At 71.4% G+C, this 15450-nt stretch carries 15 protein-coding genes; 8 read left to right on the top strand and 7 right to left on the bottom strand.

Going from position 1 to position 15450, the window contains the following annotated elements; all coding sequences use genetic code 11:
* The first annotated feature begins 62 nt into the window (after positions 1–62).
* From AB0B40_RS15065 to AB0B40_RS15085, 5 genes are all read left to right on the top strand, one after another.
* Entirely contained in the window at positions 63–1013 is a 951-nt protein-coding gene (locus AB0B40_RS15065; protein ID WP_345046676.1) for an SPFH domain-containing protein, read from the top strand.
* The gene (locus AB0B40_RS15070) at positions 1010–1261 is read left to right on the top strand and encodes a hypothetical protein (protein ID WP_362264057.1); all 252 of its coding nucleotides are present in this window, start codon (positions 1010–1012) and stop codon (positions 1259–1261) included. The genes AB0B40_RS15065 and AB0B40_RS15070 overlap by 4 nt, the downstream gene beginning before the upstream one ends.
* A 150-nt stretch (positions 1262–1411) precedes the next feature.
* Positions 1412–1936 carry a PadR family transcriptional regulator gene (locus AB0B40_RS15075; protein WP_345046673.1) on the top strand — a complete coding sequence of 175 codons (525 nt, stop codon included), beginning with the start codon at positions 1412–1414 and terminating at the stop codon, positions 1934–1936.
* A complete protein-coding gene (locus AB0B40_RS15080) occupies positions 1933–2622 on the top strand; it encodes an ABC transporter ATP-binding protein (RefSeq protein ID WP_345046672.1) in 690 nt (229 codons plus the stop codon). Before AB0B40_RS15075 ends, AB0B40_RS15080 begins: the two co-directional genes overlap by 4 nt.
* Positions 2619–4970: an FtsX-like permease family protein gene (locus AB0B40_RS15085; RefSeq protein WP_362264058.1), complete on the top strand. Its 2352-nt coding sequence runs from the start codon at positions 2619–2621 to the stop codon at positions 4968–4970. Before AB0B40_RS15080 ends, AB0B40_RS15085 begins: the two co-directional genes overlap by 4 nt.
* Positions 4971–5171: 201 nt before the next feature.
* On the opposite strand, the gene AB0B40_RS15090 is transcribed toward AB0B40_RS15085, so the two are convergent.
* A complete protein-coding gene (locus AB0B40_RS15090) occupies positions 5172–6119 on the bottom strand; it encodes a LysR substrate-binding domain-containing protein (protein ID WP_362264086.1) in 948 nt (315 codons plus the stop codon).
* A 139-nt stretch (positions 6120–6258) separates the two neighbouring features.
* Here AB0B40_RS15090 and AB0B40_RS15095 point away from each other — a divergent pair, with 139 nt between their 5' ends.
* On the top strand, positions 6259–6813 hold the full coding sequence (locus AB0B40_RS15095) for a peroxiredoxin (protein ID WP_161294273.1): 555 nt from the start codon (positions 6259–6261) through the stop codon (positions 6811–6813).
* A 3-nt stretch (positions 6814–6816) separates the two neighbouring features.
* Positions 6817–7350, top strand: a complete 534-nt coding sequence (locus tag AB0B40_RS15100) for an alkyl hydroperoxide reductase (protein ID WP_345046668.1) — start codon at positions 6817–6819, stop codon at positions 7348–7350.
* A gap of 25 nt (positions 7351–7375) precedes the next feature.
* On the opposite strand, the gene AB0B40_RS15105 is transcribed toward AB0B40_RS15100, so the two are convergent.
* From AB0B40_RS15105 to AB0B40_RS15130, 6 genes are all read right to left on the bottom strand, one after another.
* Positions 7376–8731, bottom strand: a complete 1356-nt coding sequence (locus AB0B40_RS15105) for an AI-2E family transporter (protein ID WP_362264059.1) — start codon at positions 8729–8731, stop codon at positions 7376–7378.
* Positions 8732–8870: 139 nt separating this feature from the next.
* On the bottom strand, positions 8871–9599 hold the full coding sequence (locus AB0B40_RS15110) for a transglycosylase SLT domain-containing protein (RefSeq protein ID WP_345046665.1): 729 nt from the start codon (positions 9597–9599) through the stop codon (positions 8871–8873).
* 384 nt (positions 9600–9983) lie between these two features.
* On the bottom strand, positions 9984–11309 hold the full coding sequence (locus AB0B40_RS15115; protein ID WP_345046664.1) for a PhoH family protein: 1326 nt from the start codon (positions 11307–11309) through the stop codon (positions 9984–9986).
* Between the two features lie 349 nt (positions 11310–11658).
* On the bottom strand, positions 11659–12432 hold the full coding sequence (locus AB0B40_RS15120) for an isoprenyl transferase (RefSeq protein WP_345046662.1): 774 nt from the start codon (positions 12430–12432) through the stop codon (positions 11659–11661).
* Between the two features lie 764 nt (positions 12433–13196).
* A complete protein-coding gene (locus tag AB0B40_RS15125) occupies positions 13197–13982 on the bottom strand; it encodes a class I SAM-dependent methyltransferase (RefSeq protein ID WP_345046660.1) in 786 nt (261 codons plus the stop codon).
* Between the two features lie 117 nt (positions 13983–14099).
* Positions 14100–14972, bottom strand: coding sequence for an LLM class flavin-dependent oxidoreductase (locus AB0B40_RS15130; protein WP_345046658.1), 873 nt, complete (start codon positions 14970–14972; stop codon positions 14100–14102).
* 86 nt (positions 14973–15058) lie between these two features.
* Here AB0B40_RS15130 and AB0B40_RS15135 point away from each other — a divergent pair, with 86 nt between their 5' ends.
* Complete coding sequence (locus AB0B40_RS15135) at positions 15059–15433, top strand: DUF192 domain-containing protein (protein ID WP_345046657.1); 375 nt, start codon at positions 15059–15061, stop codon at positions 15431–15433.
* The last annotated feature ends 17 nt before the right edge of the window (positions 15434–15450 follow it).

A 15450-nucleotide genomic window follows, 5' to 3' on the forward strand; every position in this document is an offset into this window, starting at 1 on the left:
CGCATTAAAGTGCTATCACTTAGCTAGAACTGAGCTAAGCATTCGAGAGCCGGGGGTCCCTTATGTCCGCATCCGACACGTCCACAGCCGAGCCGGCCGCCACCGCCGACGTCCCCGAGATGCCCGCCCCGCGGGTGCGGGAGTTCACCGCCCACAGCATCGGCGGCGGGCTCGCCCTGCTGCTCGGCCTGATCGGGCTCGGCGGTGCCGGCGCACTGTTCGCCGGCGCCGGGGCGGTCACCGCCGGCGGGGCCGAGGCCGCCCTCGTCGTCGCCGGTGTCGTCGTCTTCCTCGCCGCCGTGATCGCGATGCGCGGCCTGAACACGGTCGCGCCGGGCGAGGCCAGGGTGGTCCAGCTCTTCGGGCGCTACCGGGGCACGATCCGGCAGGACGGCCTGCGCTGGGTCAACCCCTTCACCTCCCGGACGCGCATCTCCACCCGGGTGCGCAACCACGAGACCGCCGTCCTGAAGGTCAACGACGCCTACGGCAACCCGATCGAACTGGCCGCGGTCGTGGTGTGGAAGGTCCAGGACACCGCGCAGGCCACGTTCGAGGTGGACGACTTCGCCGAGTTCGTCGCCACGCAGACCGAGACGGCCGTGCGGCACATCGCCATCGAGTACCCGTACGACGCGCACGAGGAGGACGGCCTGTCGCTGCGCGGCAACGCCGAGGAGATCACCGAGAAGCTGGCCGTCGAGCTGCAGGCGCGGGTGGAGGCGGCCGGCGTGCGGGTCATCGAGTCGCGCTTCACGCACCTCGCGTACGCTCCCGAGATCGCCTCGGCGATGCTCCAGCGGCAGCAGGCGGGGGCGGTCGTGGCGGCTCGGCGGCAGATCGTGGACGGCGCCGTGGGCATGGTCGAGGCGGCGCTCGCCCGGATCTCGGAGGCGGACATCGTGGAACTGGACGAGGAGCGGAAGGCGGCGATGGTGTCGAACCTGATGGTGGTCCTGTGCGGGGACCGCGCCCCGCAGCCGGTCCTCAACACCGGGACCCTCTACCAGTGACGGACCCGGCTCACACTCCGCCGCGCGGGCGGCAGCAGCGCAAGCAGGTACTGCTGCGGCTGGACCCGTCGGTGTACGAGGCACTGGCCCGGTGGGCCGGGGACGAGTTGCGGTCGGCCAACGCGCAGATCGAGTTCCTGTTGCGCAAGGCGCTGGCGGAGGCAGGACGGCTGCCCCGGGAGACGGGCCCGCTGCCGCGCCGGGGACGGCCGCCGGGCGGCTCCGCCTCCGGACCCCCGTCGGCCTGACGTCAGCCGGCCCTGTCCCCTCGCGGGACAGGGCCGGCTGTCGTTACCGAACCATGACAATCGCGCGCCACCTGCACGGCAGTACCGCCCGCCATGATCTGCACACTCGGCGTATACATAGCGCGTATACACCGTGTGTAGAGTGACGGCATGTCCATCGGTCACACCCTTCTAGGACTCCTGGAGTCCGGCCCGCGCCACGGCTACGACCTCAAGCGGGCCTTCGACGAGAAGTTCGGTCACGACCGGCCGCTGCACTACGGCCAGGTCTACTCCACGATGTCCCGGCTGCTGAAGCACGGGCTCGTGGAAGTCGACGGGATCGAGGCGGGCGGTGGCCCCGAGCGCAAGCGGTACGCGATCACCGACGCCGGCATCACCGATGTCGAGCAGTGGCTCGCCACCCCGGAGAAGCCGGAGGAGTACCTCCAGTCGACCCTGTACACCAAGGTCGTCCTCGCGCTCCTCACCCACCGCGACGCGGCCGACATCCTCGACACCCAGCGGGCCGAGCACCTGCGCAGCATGCGGATCCTGACCGACCGCAAGCGCAAGGGTGACCTCGCGGACCAGCTGATCTGCGACCACGCCCTGTTCCATCTGGAGGCCGACCTGCGCTGGCTGGAGCTGACCGCGGCACGCCTCGACAAGCTCCGTGAGGCGGTGGCCAAGTGACTCCTCCCCCCGGCTCCCTGCTGTCCGCGGAGAACCTGCGCAAGTCCTACGGCCCCACGGTCGCGCTCGACGGCGCCGAGTTCTCCATCCACGCCGGCGAGGTCGTCGCCGTGATGGGCCCCTCCGGCTCCGGCAAGTCGACGCTGCTGCACTGCCTCGCCGGCATCGTGCCCCCCGACTCCGGATCCATCATGTACGACGGCCGCGAGCTGGCCGGTATGAGCGACACCCAGCGCAGCGCGCTGCGCCGCAGCGAGTTCGGGTTCGTCTTCCAGTTCGGCCAGCTGGTCCCTGAGCTGACCTGTGCGGAGAACGTGGCCCTGCCGCTCCGGCTGAACGGAACCTCCCGCAAGGAGGCCGAGCGGACCGCGCTCGCCTGGATGGAGCGCCTGGAGGTGGACGGCCTGAAGGACAAGCGGCCCGGCGAGGTCTCCGGCGGCCAGGGCCAGCGGGTCGCGGTGGCGCGGGCCCTGGTCACCAGCCCTCGGGTGGTGTTCGCCGACGAGCCGACCGGCGCGCTCGACTCCCTCAACGGCGAGCGCGTGATGGAACTGCTGACCGACGCCGCCCGCTCCGCCAACGCGGCCGTCGTCCTGGTCACCCACGAGGCGCGGGTGGCCGCCTACTCCGACCGCGAGATCGTCGTACGCGACGGCAGGTCCCGGGACATGGAGCGGGCCGTATGAGCGTGCGCCAGTGGTCCAGGGATCTGGCCATGGGAGCCCGGTTCGCCTTCACGGGCGGGCGCGAGGGCTGGGTCCGGGTGCTGCTGACCGCGGTCGGTGTCGGCCTCGGGGTCGCGCTGCTGCTGCTGACGACCGCGCTGCCCAACGCCCTGGCGGTACGGCACCAGCGCGACGAGGCCCGCCTCGACTACACCTACGACCAGACGCACAAGCCGAAGGCCGCCAACACCCTGGTGATCTCGGACGCCGCCACCACGTACCACGGCAAGGACGTCCGCGGCCGGCTGGTGGAGCCCGAGGGGCCGCGTGCGCCGCTCGCACCGGGTGTGGCCGAGTACCCCGCACCGGGCGAGATGGTGGTCTCCCCGGCGCTGAAGCGGCTGCTCGACTCCGATGACGGGAAGCTGCTGCGCGAGCGGTTGCCGTACCGGGTGGTCGGGACCATCGGCGAGCCCGGCCTGATCGGCTCGCACGAACTCGCCTACTACGCGGGCGCGAAGAACCTGGCACCGCGCATCAACGGCTGGCAGACGGCCCGGATCACCGAGTTCGGCAGCCCGCACGCGGCTCCCGACGGGCGGGCGGACCCCGTTCTGATCCTGCTGGTCCTGGTCGTGTTCGTGGTGCTGCTGATGCCGGTCGCCGTGTTCATCGCGGCGGCCGTCCGGTTCGGCGGCGAGCGGCGCGACCGCAGGCTGGCCGCACTGCGGCTGGTCGGCTCCGACAGCCGGATGACCCGGCGGATCGCGGCGGGCGAGGCACTGGCGGGCTCGGTGGTGGGGCTGGCCTTCGGCACCCTCTTCTTCCTGCTCGGCCGTCAGGTCGCGGGGTCAGTCGAGATCCTGGGCATCAGCGTGTTTCCCAGCTATCTCGACCCCACGCCCGCGCTGGCCGTGCTGGTCGCCGTCACCGTCCCGGCGGCGGCGGTGCTGGTCACCCTGTTCGCGCTGCGCGGGGTCGTCATCGAACCGCTGGGCGTGGTCCGTACGGCCAGGCCCGCGCGGCGCCGGCTGTGGTGGCGGCTGCTGCTGCCACTGGGCGGGCTGGCGATGCTGGCCCCGATGATCGGCCAAGGCCGGTCGAGCGGCGGGTTCAACCAGTACCTGGTGATCGGCGGCGTCCTGCTGCTGCTCGTCGGCGTGACCGCGCTGCTGCCGTGGATCGTCGAGGCGGTCGTCGCCCGGCTCGGGCCGGGTCCGGTCGACTGGCAGCTCGCGGTACGGCGGCTGCAGCTGAACAGCGGTTCGGCGGCCCGCATGGTGAACGGCATCGCGGTCGCGGTGGCCGGGGCGATCGCGCTGCAGATGCTGTTCGCGGGCGTCGAGGGCGACTACACCAAGGCCACGGGCAGGAGCGTCGAGGAGACGCAGATGCAGGTCCAGCTGACGCGGGGCGTCGCACCCGTCGCGGCCGCCGCGAAGTTCTCCGCCACCAAGGGCGTACGGCGGGCCGTCGCGCTGGGCGGCCTGGAGGCGGGAGACCGGAGTTTCAACAGCGACAGGGGGCCCGGCGCCACGACGAGCGTGACCATCGGCGACTGCGCCTCGCTGCGTGAGGTGGCCCGGCTGACGTCCTGCCGCGACGGGGACGTCTTCGTGGCGCGCAGCGGCGACAGGGACATGGACGCCCAGACGGCGAAGCTCACCAGGCCGGGCCGCAAGCTCCACTTCGACACGGGCAACGGCTTCTACAAGGGCCGGGACTTCGTCTGGTCCGTGCCGGGCGGTCTGCCGGAGGTCCGCGGGATCAAGGGTCCGAACGGAATGCCGGGCAGCGGCGTGCTGATGACCCCCGCCGCCGTGCCCGACCGGCTGGCCGGGCAGTTCGGCGGCCAGGTGTACCTGTCGCTCGACGAGTCGGTGCCGGACGTGTTCGAGTACGTCCGCAACACGGCGGCCCGGATCGACCCGCTGACGGACACGATCGTGTGGGCGGCCACCGAGGAGTTCACGAAGTTCACCTCCATCCGGACCGGCCTGCTCGTCGGTGCCACCTGCGTACTGGCCCTGATCGGCGCGAGCCTGCTGGTGTCCCAGCTGGAGCAGCTGCGCGAGCGCCGGAAGCTGCTGTCGGCGCTCGTGGCCTTCGGCACCCGGCGGCGCACGCTGAGCCTGTCGGTGCTGTGGCAGACGGCGATCCCGATCGCGCTCGGCCTGCTGCTCGCCCTGCTCGTGGGACTGACGCTGGGCGCGGTGCTGCTGAAGATGGTGGGCGCGACGGTGAGCGTCGACTGGCCGAGCGTGCTGACGATGACCGGCATCGGCGCCGGTGTCGTCCTCACCGTCACCCTGCTGAGCATGCCCCCGCTGCTGCGGCTGCTGCGCCCGGACGGACTGCGCACGGAGTGACGTGCGGGACAGCCGGAAGGTACTGCCCGCTCGTCGCTTCGCCCCGCTCGTCGCGCACTGGCACCGGGCCGGTCCGGTCCGGCTGGTGCGCGCCGAGGGCTGGGCGTATCTCCCGGACGCGCCGAGGGCTGGGCGTATCTCCCGGACGCCCGTGAGGCGGCGGGCCGCCGCCGGCACCGCCGGCCGGCCGAGGCGGCCGGCTCAGCGGCCCTCGGTCAGTACCCGCACCGGCAGCGCGCCCAGTGCCTCGCGCAGGGCCGCCGCCAGTTCCTCGTACTCGGCGGCCCGGGCCGCGCCGGCGCGCATGGCGAAGGCGACCCGGCGGCTCGGCGCCGGATCGGCGAAGTAGCCGGTCAGCAGCTGGGTGCTGCGGGTCGTCTCCAGCTTCAGGGCGGTGCGCGGCAGGAGGGTGCAGCCGAGGCCGCCCGCGACGAGCTGGACCAGCGTCGACAGTCCGGCGGCCGTGGTGGTGACCGGCGCGTCCGCCCGGCCGGCCTCCCGGCAGATGTCGAGGGCCTGGTCGCGCAGGCAGTGCCCCTCGTCCAGGAGCAGCAGGTTCAGCTCCCGCAGCGCCTCGCGCGGGATGCCCTCCCGGCCGCCGAGCCAGTGGTCGAGCGGGGTGACGAGCACGAAGTCCTCGTCGAACAGGGGGAGTTCGACGACTCCGGGCATGCCGAGCGGCACCGCCAGCAGCAGCAGGTCGAGCCGGCCGGAGTTCAGTCCGTCGATCAGGGTGGCGGTCTGCTCCTCGTGCACCTGGAGGTCGAGGTGCGGGTAGCGCTCGTGGACGAGCCGCAGCACGGCCGGCAGCAGATACGGCGCCACGGTGGGGATCACCCCGAGCCGCAGCACGCCCGTGAAGGGCGCCCGGACCGCCTCGGCCTCCTCCAGCAGCGCGCCGACCGCGTCCAGCACCGCCTTGGCCCGGACGGCCAGCCGCTCCCCCGCCGGCGAGAGCAGCACCTTGCGCGTCGTACGCTCGAGGAGGGTCACGCCGAGTGTCTCCTCCAGCGCCGAGACCGCGCCGGACAGGGCGGGCTGGCTCATCCCGATGGCGGCCGCCGCGTCCCGGAAGTGCAGGTGCTCGGCCACGGCGGCGAACGCCCGGAGCTGGGCGAGGCTGGGCTGCCGGCGTTTGCCGTTACCGATGGTCACTGATAACTACCTCCGATCAACACGACCGAGTGTAGCTATTTCCCTAATCAATGCACCCTGTGCCAGCATCGGTGACGTCCAACCCAAGGGAAAGACCCCCACAAGGGGTGTTTCCTCGCTGCAAGGAGAGTTTGTGCTCACTGTCGGTGACAAGTTCCCCGAGTTCGAACTGACCGCCTGCGTGTCCCTGGAGAAGGGCAAGGAGTTCGAGCAGATCCACCACAAGTCCTACGAGGGCAAGTGGCTCGTGGTCTTCGCCTGGCCCAAGGACTTCACGTTCGTGTGCCCGACCGAGATCGCCGCGTTCGGGAAGCTGAACGACGAGTTCGCCGACCGCGACGCGCAGATCCTCGGCTTCTCCGGTGACTCCGAGTTCGTCCACCACGCGTGGCGCAAGGATCACCCGGACCTGACCGACCTGCCGTTCCCGATGCTGGCCGACTCCAAGCACGAGCTGATGCGCGACCTCGGCATCGAGGGCGAGGACGGCTTCGCGCAGCGCGCCGTCTTCATCGTCGACCCGAACCGCGAGATCCAGTTCACGATGGTCACCGCCGGTTCCGTGGGCCGTAACCCCAAGGAGGTCCTGCGGGTCCTCGACGCCCTGCAGACCGACGAGCTGTGCCCCTGCAACTGGAGCAAGGGCGAAGAGACCCTGGACCCGGTCGCGCTGCTGGCTGGTGAGTGACCCATGTCGCTCGACTCCCTGAAGTCCCGCGTCCCCGACTACGCCAAGGACCTGAAGCTCAACCTGGGCTCGGTCATCGGCAACTCGGACCTCCCGGCACAGCAGCTGTGGGGCACGGTGCTGGCGACCGCCATCGCCTCCCGTTCCCCGATCGTGCTGCGTGAGCTGGAGCCGGAGGCGAAGGCGAACCTCACGCCGGAGGCGTACCAGGCCGCCAAGGCGGCCGCCGCCGTCATGGCGATGAACAACGTCTTCTACCGGACCCGGCACCTGCTGTCCGACCACGAGTACGGCACCCTGCGCGCGGGCCTGCGGATGAACGTCATCGGCAACCCGGGCGTGGAGAAGGTCGACTTCGAGCTCTGGTCGTTCGCGGTCTCCGCGATCAACGGCTGTGGCATGTGCCTGGACTCGCACGAGCAGGTGCTGCGCAAGGCCGGCGTGGAGCGCGAGACCGTCCAGGAGGCGTTCAAGATCGCCTCCGTGGTGCAGGCGGTCGGCGTCACGCTGGACGCCGAGGCCGTGCTGGCCGACTGAGCCGCGCACGTCACGAGGACCCCGCTCACCCCTGGTGGGCGGGGTCTTCCGCGTTGCGCTCCCGGGGGGCGGCCTCGTCCGCGTTCTCCCGCGCCGCCGGCACGTCCTCGGGCCCCACGGACGGCTCCAGCTGCATCTCCAGCGAGTACTGCCGCAGATACCCGACCACCGTGTTCGTCACCGCCACCAGCGGTACGGCGACCACCGCGCCGCCGATGCCGGCCACCATCCCGCCGGCGGCCACGGTCAGGACGACCGCCAGCGGGTGGACCCGTACCGCGCGGCCGAGGATGAACGGCTGCAGCACGTGCCCCTCGATCTGCTGCACCGCGAGGACCACGGCCAGGGTCATCACGGCCGCGAACACGCCCTGGGTGACCAGCGCCACGATCACCGCGAGCGCCCCGGAGGCGACCGCGCCGACCAGCGGGATGAAGGAGAACAGGAAGATGAACACGGCCAGCGGCACGGCCATCGGCACGTCGAGGAAGTAGATGCCGATGCCGATGAAGACTGCGTCGATGAGGGCGACCAGGACCGTGCCGCGGACGTAGGCGGTCAGGGTGCGCCAGGCGCGCGGGCCGGCACCGGCCACGCCCGGACGGGCCGCGGCGGGCACCAGCTTCAGGAACCACTCCCAGATGCGCTTGCCGTCGTAGAGCAGGAACAGCGTCGAGAAGAACACCAGCAGGATGCCGGTGAGGGCCTCGACGATGACCTGGACTCCCTCCAGACCCGCGGACGTTATCTGGTCGGCGTTGGCGCCGATCGCCTCGCGGAGGTTCTTGGCGATCTGGTTGATCTGCTTGTCGGTGACGTGGAAGGGGCTCTTCAGCAGCCAGTTGCGCAGGTCGTCGATGCCGCTCTGGATCTGGGTGGAGAGCGTGTCGATGTTCTCCATGACCTGCCAGGTCACGAACCAGCCCATGAGGCCGATGACGACGAAGCCGCTGATGGCGGTGAGCGCGGTGGCCGGACCGCGCGGCACCCCGCGCCGGGTGAGGCGGGCGACCGTCGGCTGGAGCAGGGCGGTGACCAGCAGGGCGATGACGAAGGCGAACACCACCAGCTGGACGGCGCTGATGACCCGCATCAGCACCCAGACGGTGCCGGCCAGCACCAGCAGCCGCCAGCCCGCCTCGGCGGCGACCCGGACACCCCAGGGCACGACCGCGGCGGGATCGGGGCGGGGACCGGCCGGCGGCGCGGGCCGGCGGACGGGCGGGGCCGACTCCGCGGGCGGGTCGGCCGGCTCGGCACCGGCGGAGTCGGCCGGTTCGGTGTGGTCCTTCTCCACCTCCGCCCGGCGCTCGTCGAGGCGCTCGCTCATCTCGGTGAGACCGGCCCCGAGCCGGCCGAGCCACCCTGGCACTCGCGACATGATCCGTCCTCTTCCCCCGCGTCCCCGGGTGTCGGCCACCACTCGCCCCTGGCGTCGTACGGATACGACCGTACAGTGCGAAAGCCCCTCCCCCGGGAACGGGGAGGGGCTGCGCGGGAACGAGAGGTGACCGTGCCGCCTAGTACCAGTGGTTGGCCGACCAGAACGACCAGGCCTGGCAGGGGCTGCCGTAGCGCTCGTTCATGTAGTTGAGGCCCCACTTGATCTGGGTGGCCGGGTTGGTCTGCCAGTCGGCACCGGCCGAGGCGTACTTGCCGGCGGGCAGGGCCTGGAAGAGACCGTAGGCACCGGAGGAGGCGTTGACCGCGTGGTAGTTCCAGCTGGACTCGTGGTCCACGATGTTGCTGAAGCACTGGAACTGGTCGCCGGCCACCATCTGCCGCGCCATCGCCTGGATCTGCGCCACGGAGTAGTTGCTCTGGACCGGGAAGCTGGAGGAGTCCCGGACATCGGTGCCGCGGCTGGCCGCGGCGGACTTCGCCTCGGCGCGCTCCTTGGCGTCCTTGGCCGCCTGGGCAGCCTTCTCCGCCTCGGCCTTCTTCGCGATGGCCGTCTCGGCGGCGGCCTTGCGGGCCGCTTCCTCGGCGTCCTTCTTGGCGCTCGCGTCCGCGGAGATGGCCTGGGCGTCGGCCTGCTGCGTCAGGGAAGCGGTCTGCACCTGCGCCTGCTGACCCGCGGGTATGTCCGCGAGGAGCGTGGTGTCGGCAGCCGTCGGCTCGGCGTCGTTGTTCTGCGCGACGCTGCCCGAGGCAACTCCGACGACGCTTCCGACGGCGGTGACCGCGGTGGCCGAGGCCACTGCGAATCCCCGGACCGAAATCCGGCTCACACGGTTTCCTTCCAGCATCGCCCGCTTCGGTGACCCTGGCGGACGCGATCGTGCCCCCTGACACTGGCCTCCCAACTGCGGGGTCACGGGAGGCACGGGCCCTGTGGGCAACTCCCCCGAGGGGAGCGCCGCATGGTGCTCGGGCGGCATACGACGACTCTATGGAGTTTGGAGGGGTACTTCTGTGGTGCCGTACCGCTGGGGGTACAGGTGTGTCGTATGCGGGGCCTGACAGGAACGAGACTCTGCCGTAACCGGACGCCGCGTGGCAATTCTGTGTTGCGTGTGAAAGCTCACATCCCGCTTGGCTCTGGGGATTCCAGGAAAGCTCCACACACCGAGGCGCCGCCCGGCTAGGCTCGTGGCCTTTGCCGGACGGCGCCAACAGCCGTCTGTTCAGCGTCAGATGTGGCCGTCCTCCAGCATTTCGGTCACAAGCGCCGCGATCTGGGACCTCTCGGACCGAGTCAGCGTGACATGGGCGAAGAGGGGATGTCCCTTCAGTTTCTCCACGACGGCGACGACTCCGTCATAACGGCCTACGCGCAGATTGTCCCGCTGTGCCACGTCATGGGTGAGGATCACCCGGGAGTTGGAGCCGATCCGGGACAGGACGGTCAGCAGGACGTTCCGTTCCAGCGACTGCGCCTCGTCGACGATCACGAACGCGTCGTGCAGCGAGCGCCCGCGGATGTGGGTGAGCGGGAGCACCTCCAGCATCCCGCGCGCGGTGACCTCCTCGATGACCTCGCGGCTGGTGACCGCCGAGAGGGTGTCGAAGACGGCCTGCGCCCACGGGCTCATCTTCTCCGCCTCGGAGCCGGGCAGATAGCCCAGCTCCTGGCCGCCGACCGCGTACAGCGGCCGGAAGACCATCACCTTCTGGTGCTGGCGGCGCTCCAGGACCGCCTCCAGGCCCGCGCACAGCGCCAGGGCCGACTTGCCGGTGCCGGCCCGGCCGCCCATCGAGACGATGCCGACGTCCGGGTCGAGCAGCAGGTCGAGCGCGATGCGCTGCTCGGCGCTGCGGCCCTTGATGCCGAACGCCTCCCGGTCGCCACGCACCAGGCGGACATTGCCCTCGGCGGTGACCCGGCCGAGCGCCTTGCCGCGCTCGGACTGGATGGTCAGCCCGGTGTGCACGGGGAGGCCGGACGCCTCCGGGACGTACACATGTCCTTCCTCGAAGAGGATGTCCACCTGTTCGCCCGACAGGGTGAGTTCGGACATCCCGGTCCAGCCCGAGCTGTCCGTGATGGCCAGCTCGGCCCGGTACTCCTCGGCGAGGAGGCCGACCGAGGACGCCTTGATCCTCAGCGGCAGGTCCTTCGACACGACGGTGACGTCGAACCCCTCGGCCTGCAGGTTGCGGGCCACCGCGAGGATGCGGGAGTCGTTGTCCCCCAGGCGGTAGCCGGTGGGCAGCACGCTGGGGTCCGAGTGGTTGAGCTCGACCCGGACCGTCCCGCCGAGTTCCCCGATCGGGATGGGGGCGTCGAGGCGACCGTTCTTCACCCGGTAGTCGTCCAGCAGGCGCAGGGCCTGGCGGGCGAAGTAGCCGAGTTCGGGATGGTGCCGCTTGGCCTCCAGCTCCGTGACCACGACGATGGGGAGCACGACCTCGTGCTCGTCGAAACGGGTCAGGGCGTTCGGGTCGGCCAGCAGGACGCTGGTGTCGAGAACATAGGTGCGCCGGTCGGGCTTATGGCGCTTTGTGCTGGTCACCACGGAAGGACGTACCCCCTCGGATGAGGTCGGGGAGCGACGAAGTGATGCTGGACCGGTGTCTGGCCCCACGCACGGCGGGCCGTGAACCGGCCCCCCCGCGGCTGCTTCCGTGCCGTGACCGCACGGTCGGGCTGGTGCAAAGGGCCTCCCGGGCGGACGGCCCCGTGCCGCCCGCTGAGATCCGACACCCGTGGTTCGGGTGTCGACCTGTTTCGTTTATGCCCTCGAACATGCGCCGCCATGCAAATGCGGCCAACAGCGTGCTGGTGAACTCCTTGTTACAGGTCCGCGAACCGGGGTAAGCGACACCGCCCCGTCACCGGGCGGCGACGGGGCGGTACGGGCCGGTTCAGCCGCCGTAACGGCGATGACGTGCGGCGTAGTCGCGCAGGGCGCGCAGGAAGTCGACCTTCCGGAAGGCCGGCCAGAAGACCTCGCAGAAGTAGTACTCCGAGTGAGCGGTCTGCCAGAGCATGAATCCGGACAACCGCTGCTCGCCGCTGGTGCGGATGACCAGGTCCGGATCGGGCTGGGCGCCGGTGTAGAGGTGACGGCCGATCATGTCGACGTCGACGGACTCGGCGAGGTCCTCCATGGACACACCCCGGTCGTGCGCGTCGTGCAGCATGGAGCGCACGGCGTCGGCGATCTCCTGCCGGCCGCCGTAGCCGATGGCGACGTTGACCACTATCCCGTCGATGTGGGCGGTGGCCTCCTCGGCCTCCTTCAGCGCCGTCTGCATCTGCGAGGGCAGCAGGTCCGGCGTGCCGACGTGGTGCACGCGCCAGCGGCCGTCGGCGGCGAGGGTGCGGACGACGTCCTCGATGATGCCGAGCAGGGGGACCAGCTCGTCCCGGGGACGGTCGAAGTTGTCGGTGGACAGCAGCCACAGGGTGACGACCTCGACGTCCGTCTCGGAGCACCAGCCCAGGAACTCCTCGATCTTCTCGGCACCGGCCCGGTGACCGTGGACCGTGGTGGAACCGGACGCCTTCGCCCAGCGGCGGTTGCCGTCCATGATGACGCCGATGTGCTTGGGCACCTGAGCGTGGTCCAGGTGGCCTTCCACCCGGCGTGCGTAGAGCCTGACGAGCAGGCCGCGCAGCTTGTCGCGCAGGTTCACGTGACCCTCCGGGGGTTGGGCGCGGGGTATGGGTGCCGGAGCCGTTGAGCCTACCGCTGCCGGAGGGCTGGTCCCGGCCCGGGCTTGGGGTCCTGGTCCGTACACCGGCGTCCGGGGGGGCCGTTGGGGGCCGGTCGCGCCCACGCGGCGCAGCCGCACATCGAGCACGGTCCCGCGTCCGTGAGGGGGACGCCGGCACCCGGCCGGGAGGTTCCCGGCCGCCGCATGAAAAAAACGGGCCGGTCCGTGGGGGGGAGACGGACCGGCCCGAGGGGGGGTTTCCACCATAACCCTTCGTGAGGGATGGTGGGTGCATCGGCGCGCCACAACTACTCTCCGGAATCACCCGGCAACGCCCCAATGGCCGCGGAATGCGGGCTTCAGTTGCTCCCCGAGGCCGGTTCGCAGTGGATTCCCAGGTGAATCCAGCCGGAATGAAAGAATTCACAGGGATTAGGCCAACTTGGGGTCACATCGGCGTGTTGGCCCCGGCGTCCCCCCGATGGGCGACCCGACGGGCGAACGGGACTTGACCGCTCCGCCCGGACGCCTGGCGGCGATCACCGGCTTCACGGCACCGCGCAGCCCCCTCCACTGCGCGGTACCGGCCGCGCAGCTTTGCTCACGCGAATTACCTTGGTCTGAACCTACGTGACAGGTGGGGCTCATGTGAACCGTGATGGATAACAATGTGGAAACCCCTGGAGAACCCCGGGAGAACCCCTGGCCGGATCGCACCGCTTTCCGGCTGTCCGCCGGTTTCGTCAGAGGGCGGGCTTGCGCAGGTCGAAGAGGTGCCGGGCGCTGTGCGCGACGAACGGCCCCTGCTGCTCGATCCGTTCGTGCAGTGCCCGGAGACGGGGCTCGTACGCCTCGACCGTGAAGCCCGGGACCATCCAGACGACCTTGCGCAGGAAGTGGACGACGGCGGCGATGTCCCGGAACTCCATCCGCAGGCGCTCCGCCCGCAGCCCGGCGACCTCCAGTCCCGCCGCCTCGGCGCCGGCCCGCTCCCGCTCGGGGTCGCGGGCGCGGCGCACCTCCTCCGGCTGCGGCCCCAGGAAGTACTCGACCAGTTCGAAGACGCTGGCCGGCCCCACGTGCTGGGCGAGATAGGTGCCGCCGGGCCGCAGTACCCGGGCGATCTCGTCCCAGTGGGGGCGCACCGGGTGCCGACTGAGGACCAGGTCGAACGCCTCGTCCGCGAACGGCAGCGGAGCGTCGTCCGGGGCGGCGACGACGACGACACCGCGCGGCCGGAGCAGGGCGGTCGCCCTGGCCACGTTCGGCGGCCAGCCCTCGGTCGCCGCGACCAGCACGGGCCGGGACGGCTCCGCCCGGCCCAGCGCGAAGTCCAGCACCTCCCCGCCCCCGGTCTGGATGTCCAGCACAGCTCCGGCTCCGGCCAGCCGCTCCCCCGCCGAGACGGCGTACCCCCACGAGGGCCGCGCCTCGGTGGCCCGCCCCTCGAACCACGCGAAGTCCCACCCGTCGGTGGGCACGGCGACCGCCTCGGCCACGAGGTCTTCGAAAGAACGGTGCGCAGTCATGGCGTCATGATCGCAGGGCGTGGTGCGAAGCCCCCGGCCACCGCGTCCGTGAGCGACGGCCGCGCGGGCCGCCCGCTGCTCCCCCGGGGCCCACGGGAACCGCCGCGCGTCCGGTCCTCACCCCACCAGGGGCCGGACCTCCTCGGCGGTGAACCGTACGAAGCCCTCCGGGTCGGGCTCGTCCGCCGTCGGCTGCAGTACGACCGTGTCCGCACCGGCCTCGGCCAGTCGCCGCACCGCCTCGGCCACCGCGTCCGCGTCCCCGGCGACGCCCAGGTCCGGCACCGGCGTCAGCCCCTCGGCCGCGAGTTCGGCGCGCAGCCGGGCGTCGGCGCCGGCCCCCGTGGCGGCCAGGAGGTAGACGACGATCCGGTGCGGGCCGCTGCGCCCGGCCGCCCGTCGCCCCTCCTCGACGAGTTCCCGGGCCCGCCGTACCCCGGCCGCCGGCGTGGCGGCGGTCAGGAGGGTGCCGTCGGCCTTCTCGCCGGAGAGCCGGAGCGTACGGGGGCCGGTACCGCCCGCGAGGATGTCGACCGGGCGACGCGGGGGCCAGTCGAGGGCGACGTCGTCGAGCTGGACGTACCGTCCGCGCACCTTGAGCCTCTCACCGCGCAGCAGGGCGCGCAGGGCGTCGAGGTGCTCACCGAGGAGTCCGAGCGGTGAGGCGGCCCGGGCGCCGACCTGTCCCATCCACTCCTGCACTCCGTGCCCCACGGTCAGGACGGCCCGGCCGGGGAACATGCGTTCCAGTGAGGCGGCCTCCATGGCGGTCACGGCCACGTTCCTGAGCGGCACGGGCAGCAGCCCGATGCCGATCCGGACCCGCTCCGTCCAGGCGAGCGCGGCGGCGGCCGTGGACACCCCGCCCTCCAGGAAGCAGTCCTCCCACAGCCACAGCTCCTCGAGGCCCACGTCGTCGGCGAGGCGGGCGACGGACCGAAGCCGCTCGGGCGGAAGCTGGGGGCGGAACACGACACCGATTCCTGTCATGACGCCCTTCCTAGTGGGGATGACGGGAATGAGCAACACAATTACGGGCCCGGCGGGTTGGCGGCGGCGGGCGGGGAGGACGGGGCATGGGGCGCCGACGGGACGGACGAGGACGGCTGGTCGTGCGGGCGGCCTCCGGGGAGGTGCTCACCGCTCAAGTCCCGCTGGAGATCTCGGCCTCCTACCGGGCGCGGACGAAGGGGCTCCTGGGCCGGGACTCGGTGGACGGGGCGATGCTGCTGTCGCCGGCGAGCGGGGTGCACACGTTCGGGATGCGGATCCCGATCGACGTGGCCTACCTCGACCGGCGGCTGACGGTCATCGCCGTCCGCACGATGATTCCGGGCCGCCTGGGCCTGCCCCGCCTGCGGGCACGGCACGTGCTGGAGGCGGGGGCGGGGGCGATGGCGGGGTGGGGCATCCGGGCGGGAGTCCGGGTGGAGGTGGAGGAGACACACTGAGGACGGACGACCGGGCC

It is taken from the genome of Streptomyces sp. NPDC042638, from assembly GCF_040647235.1.
In the GTDB taxonomy this organism is placed as follows: Bacteria; Actinomycetota; Actinomycetes; order Streptomycetales; family Streptomycetaceae; genus Streptomyces; species Streptomyces rameus.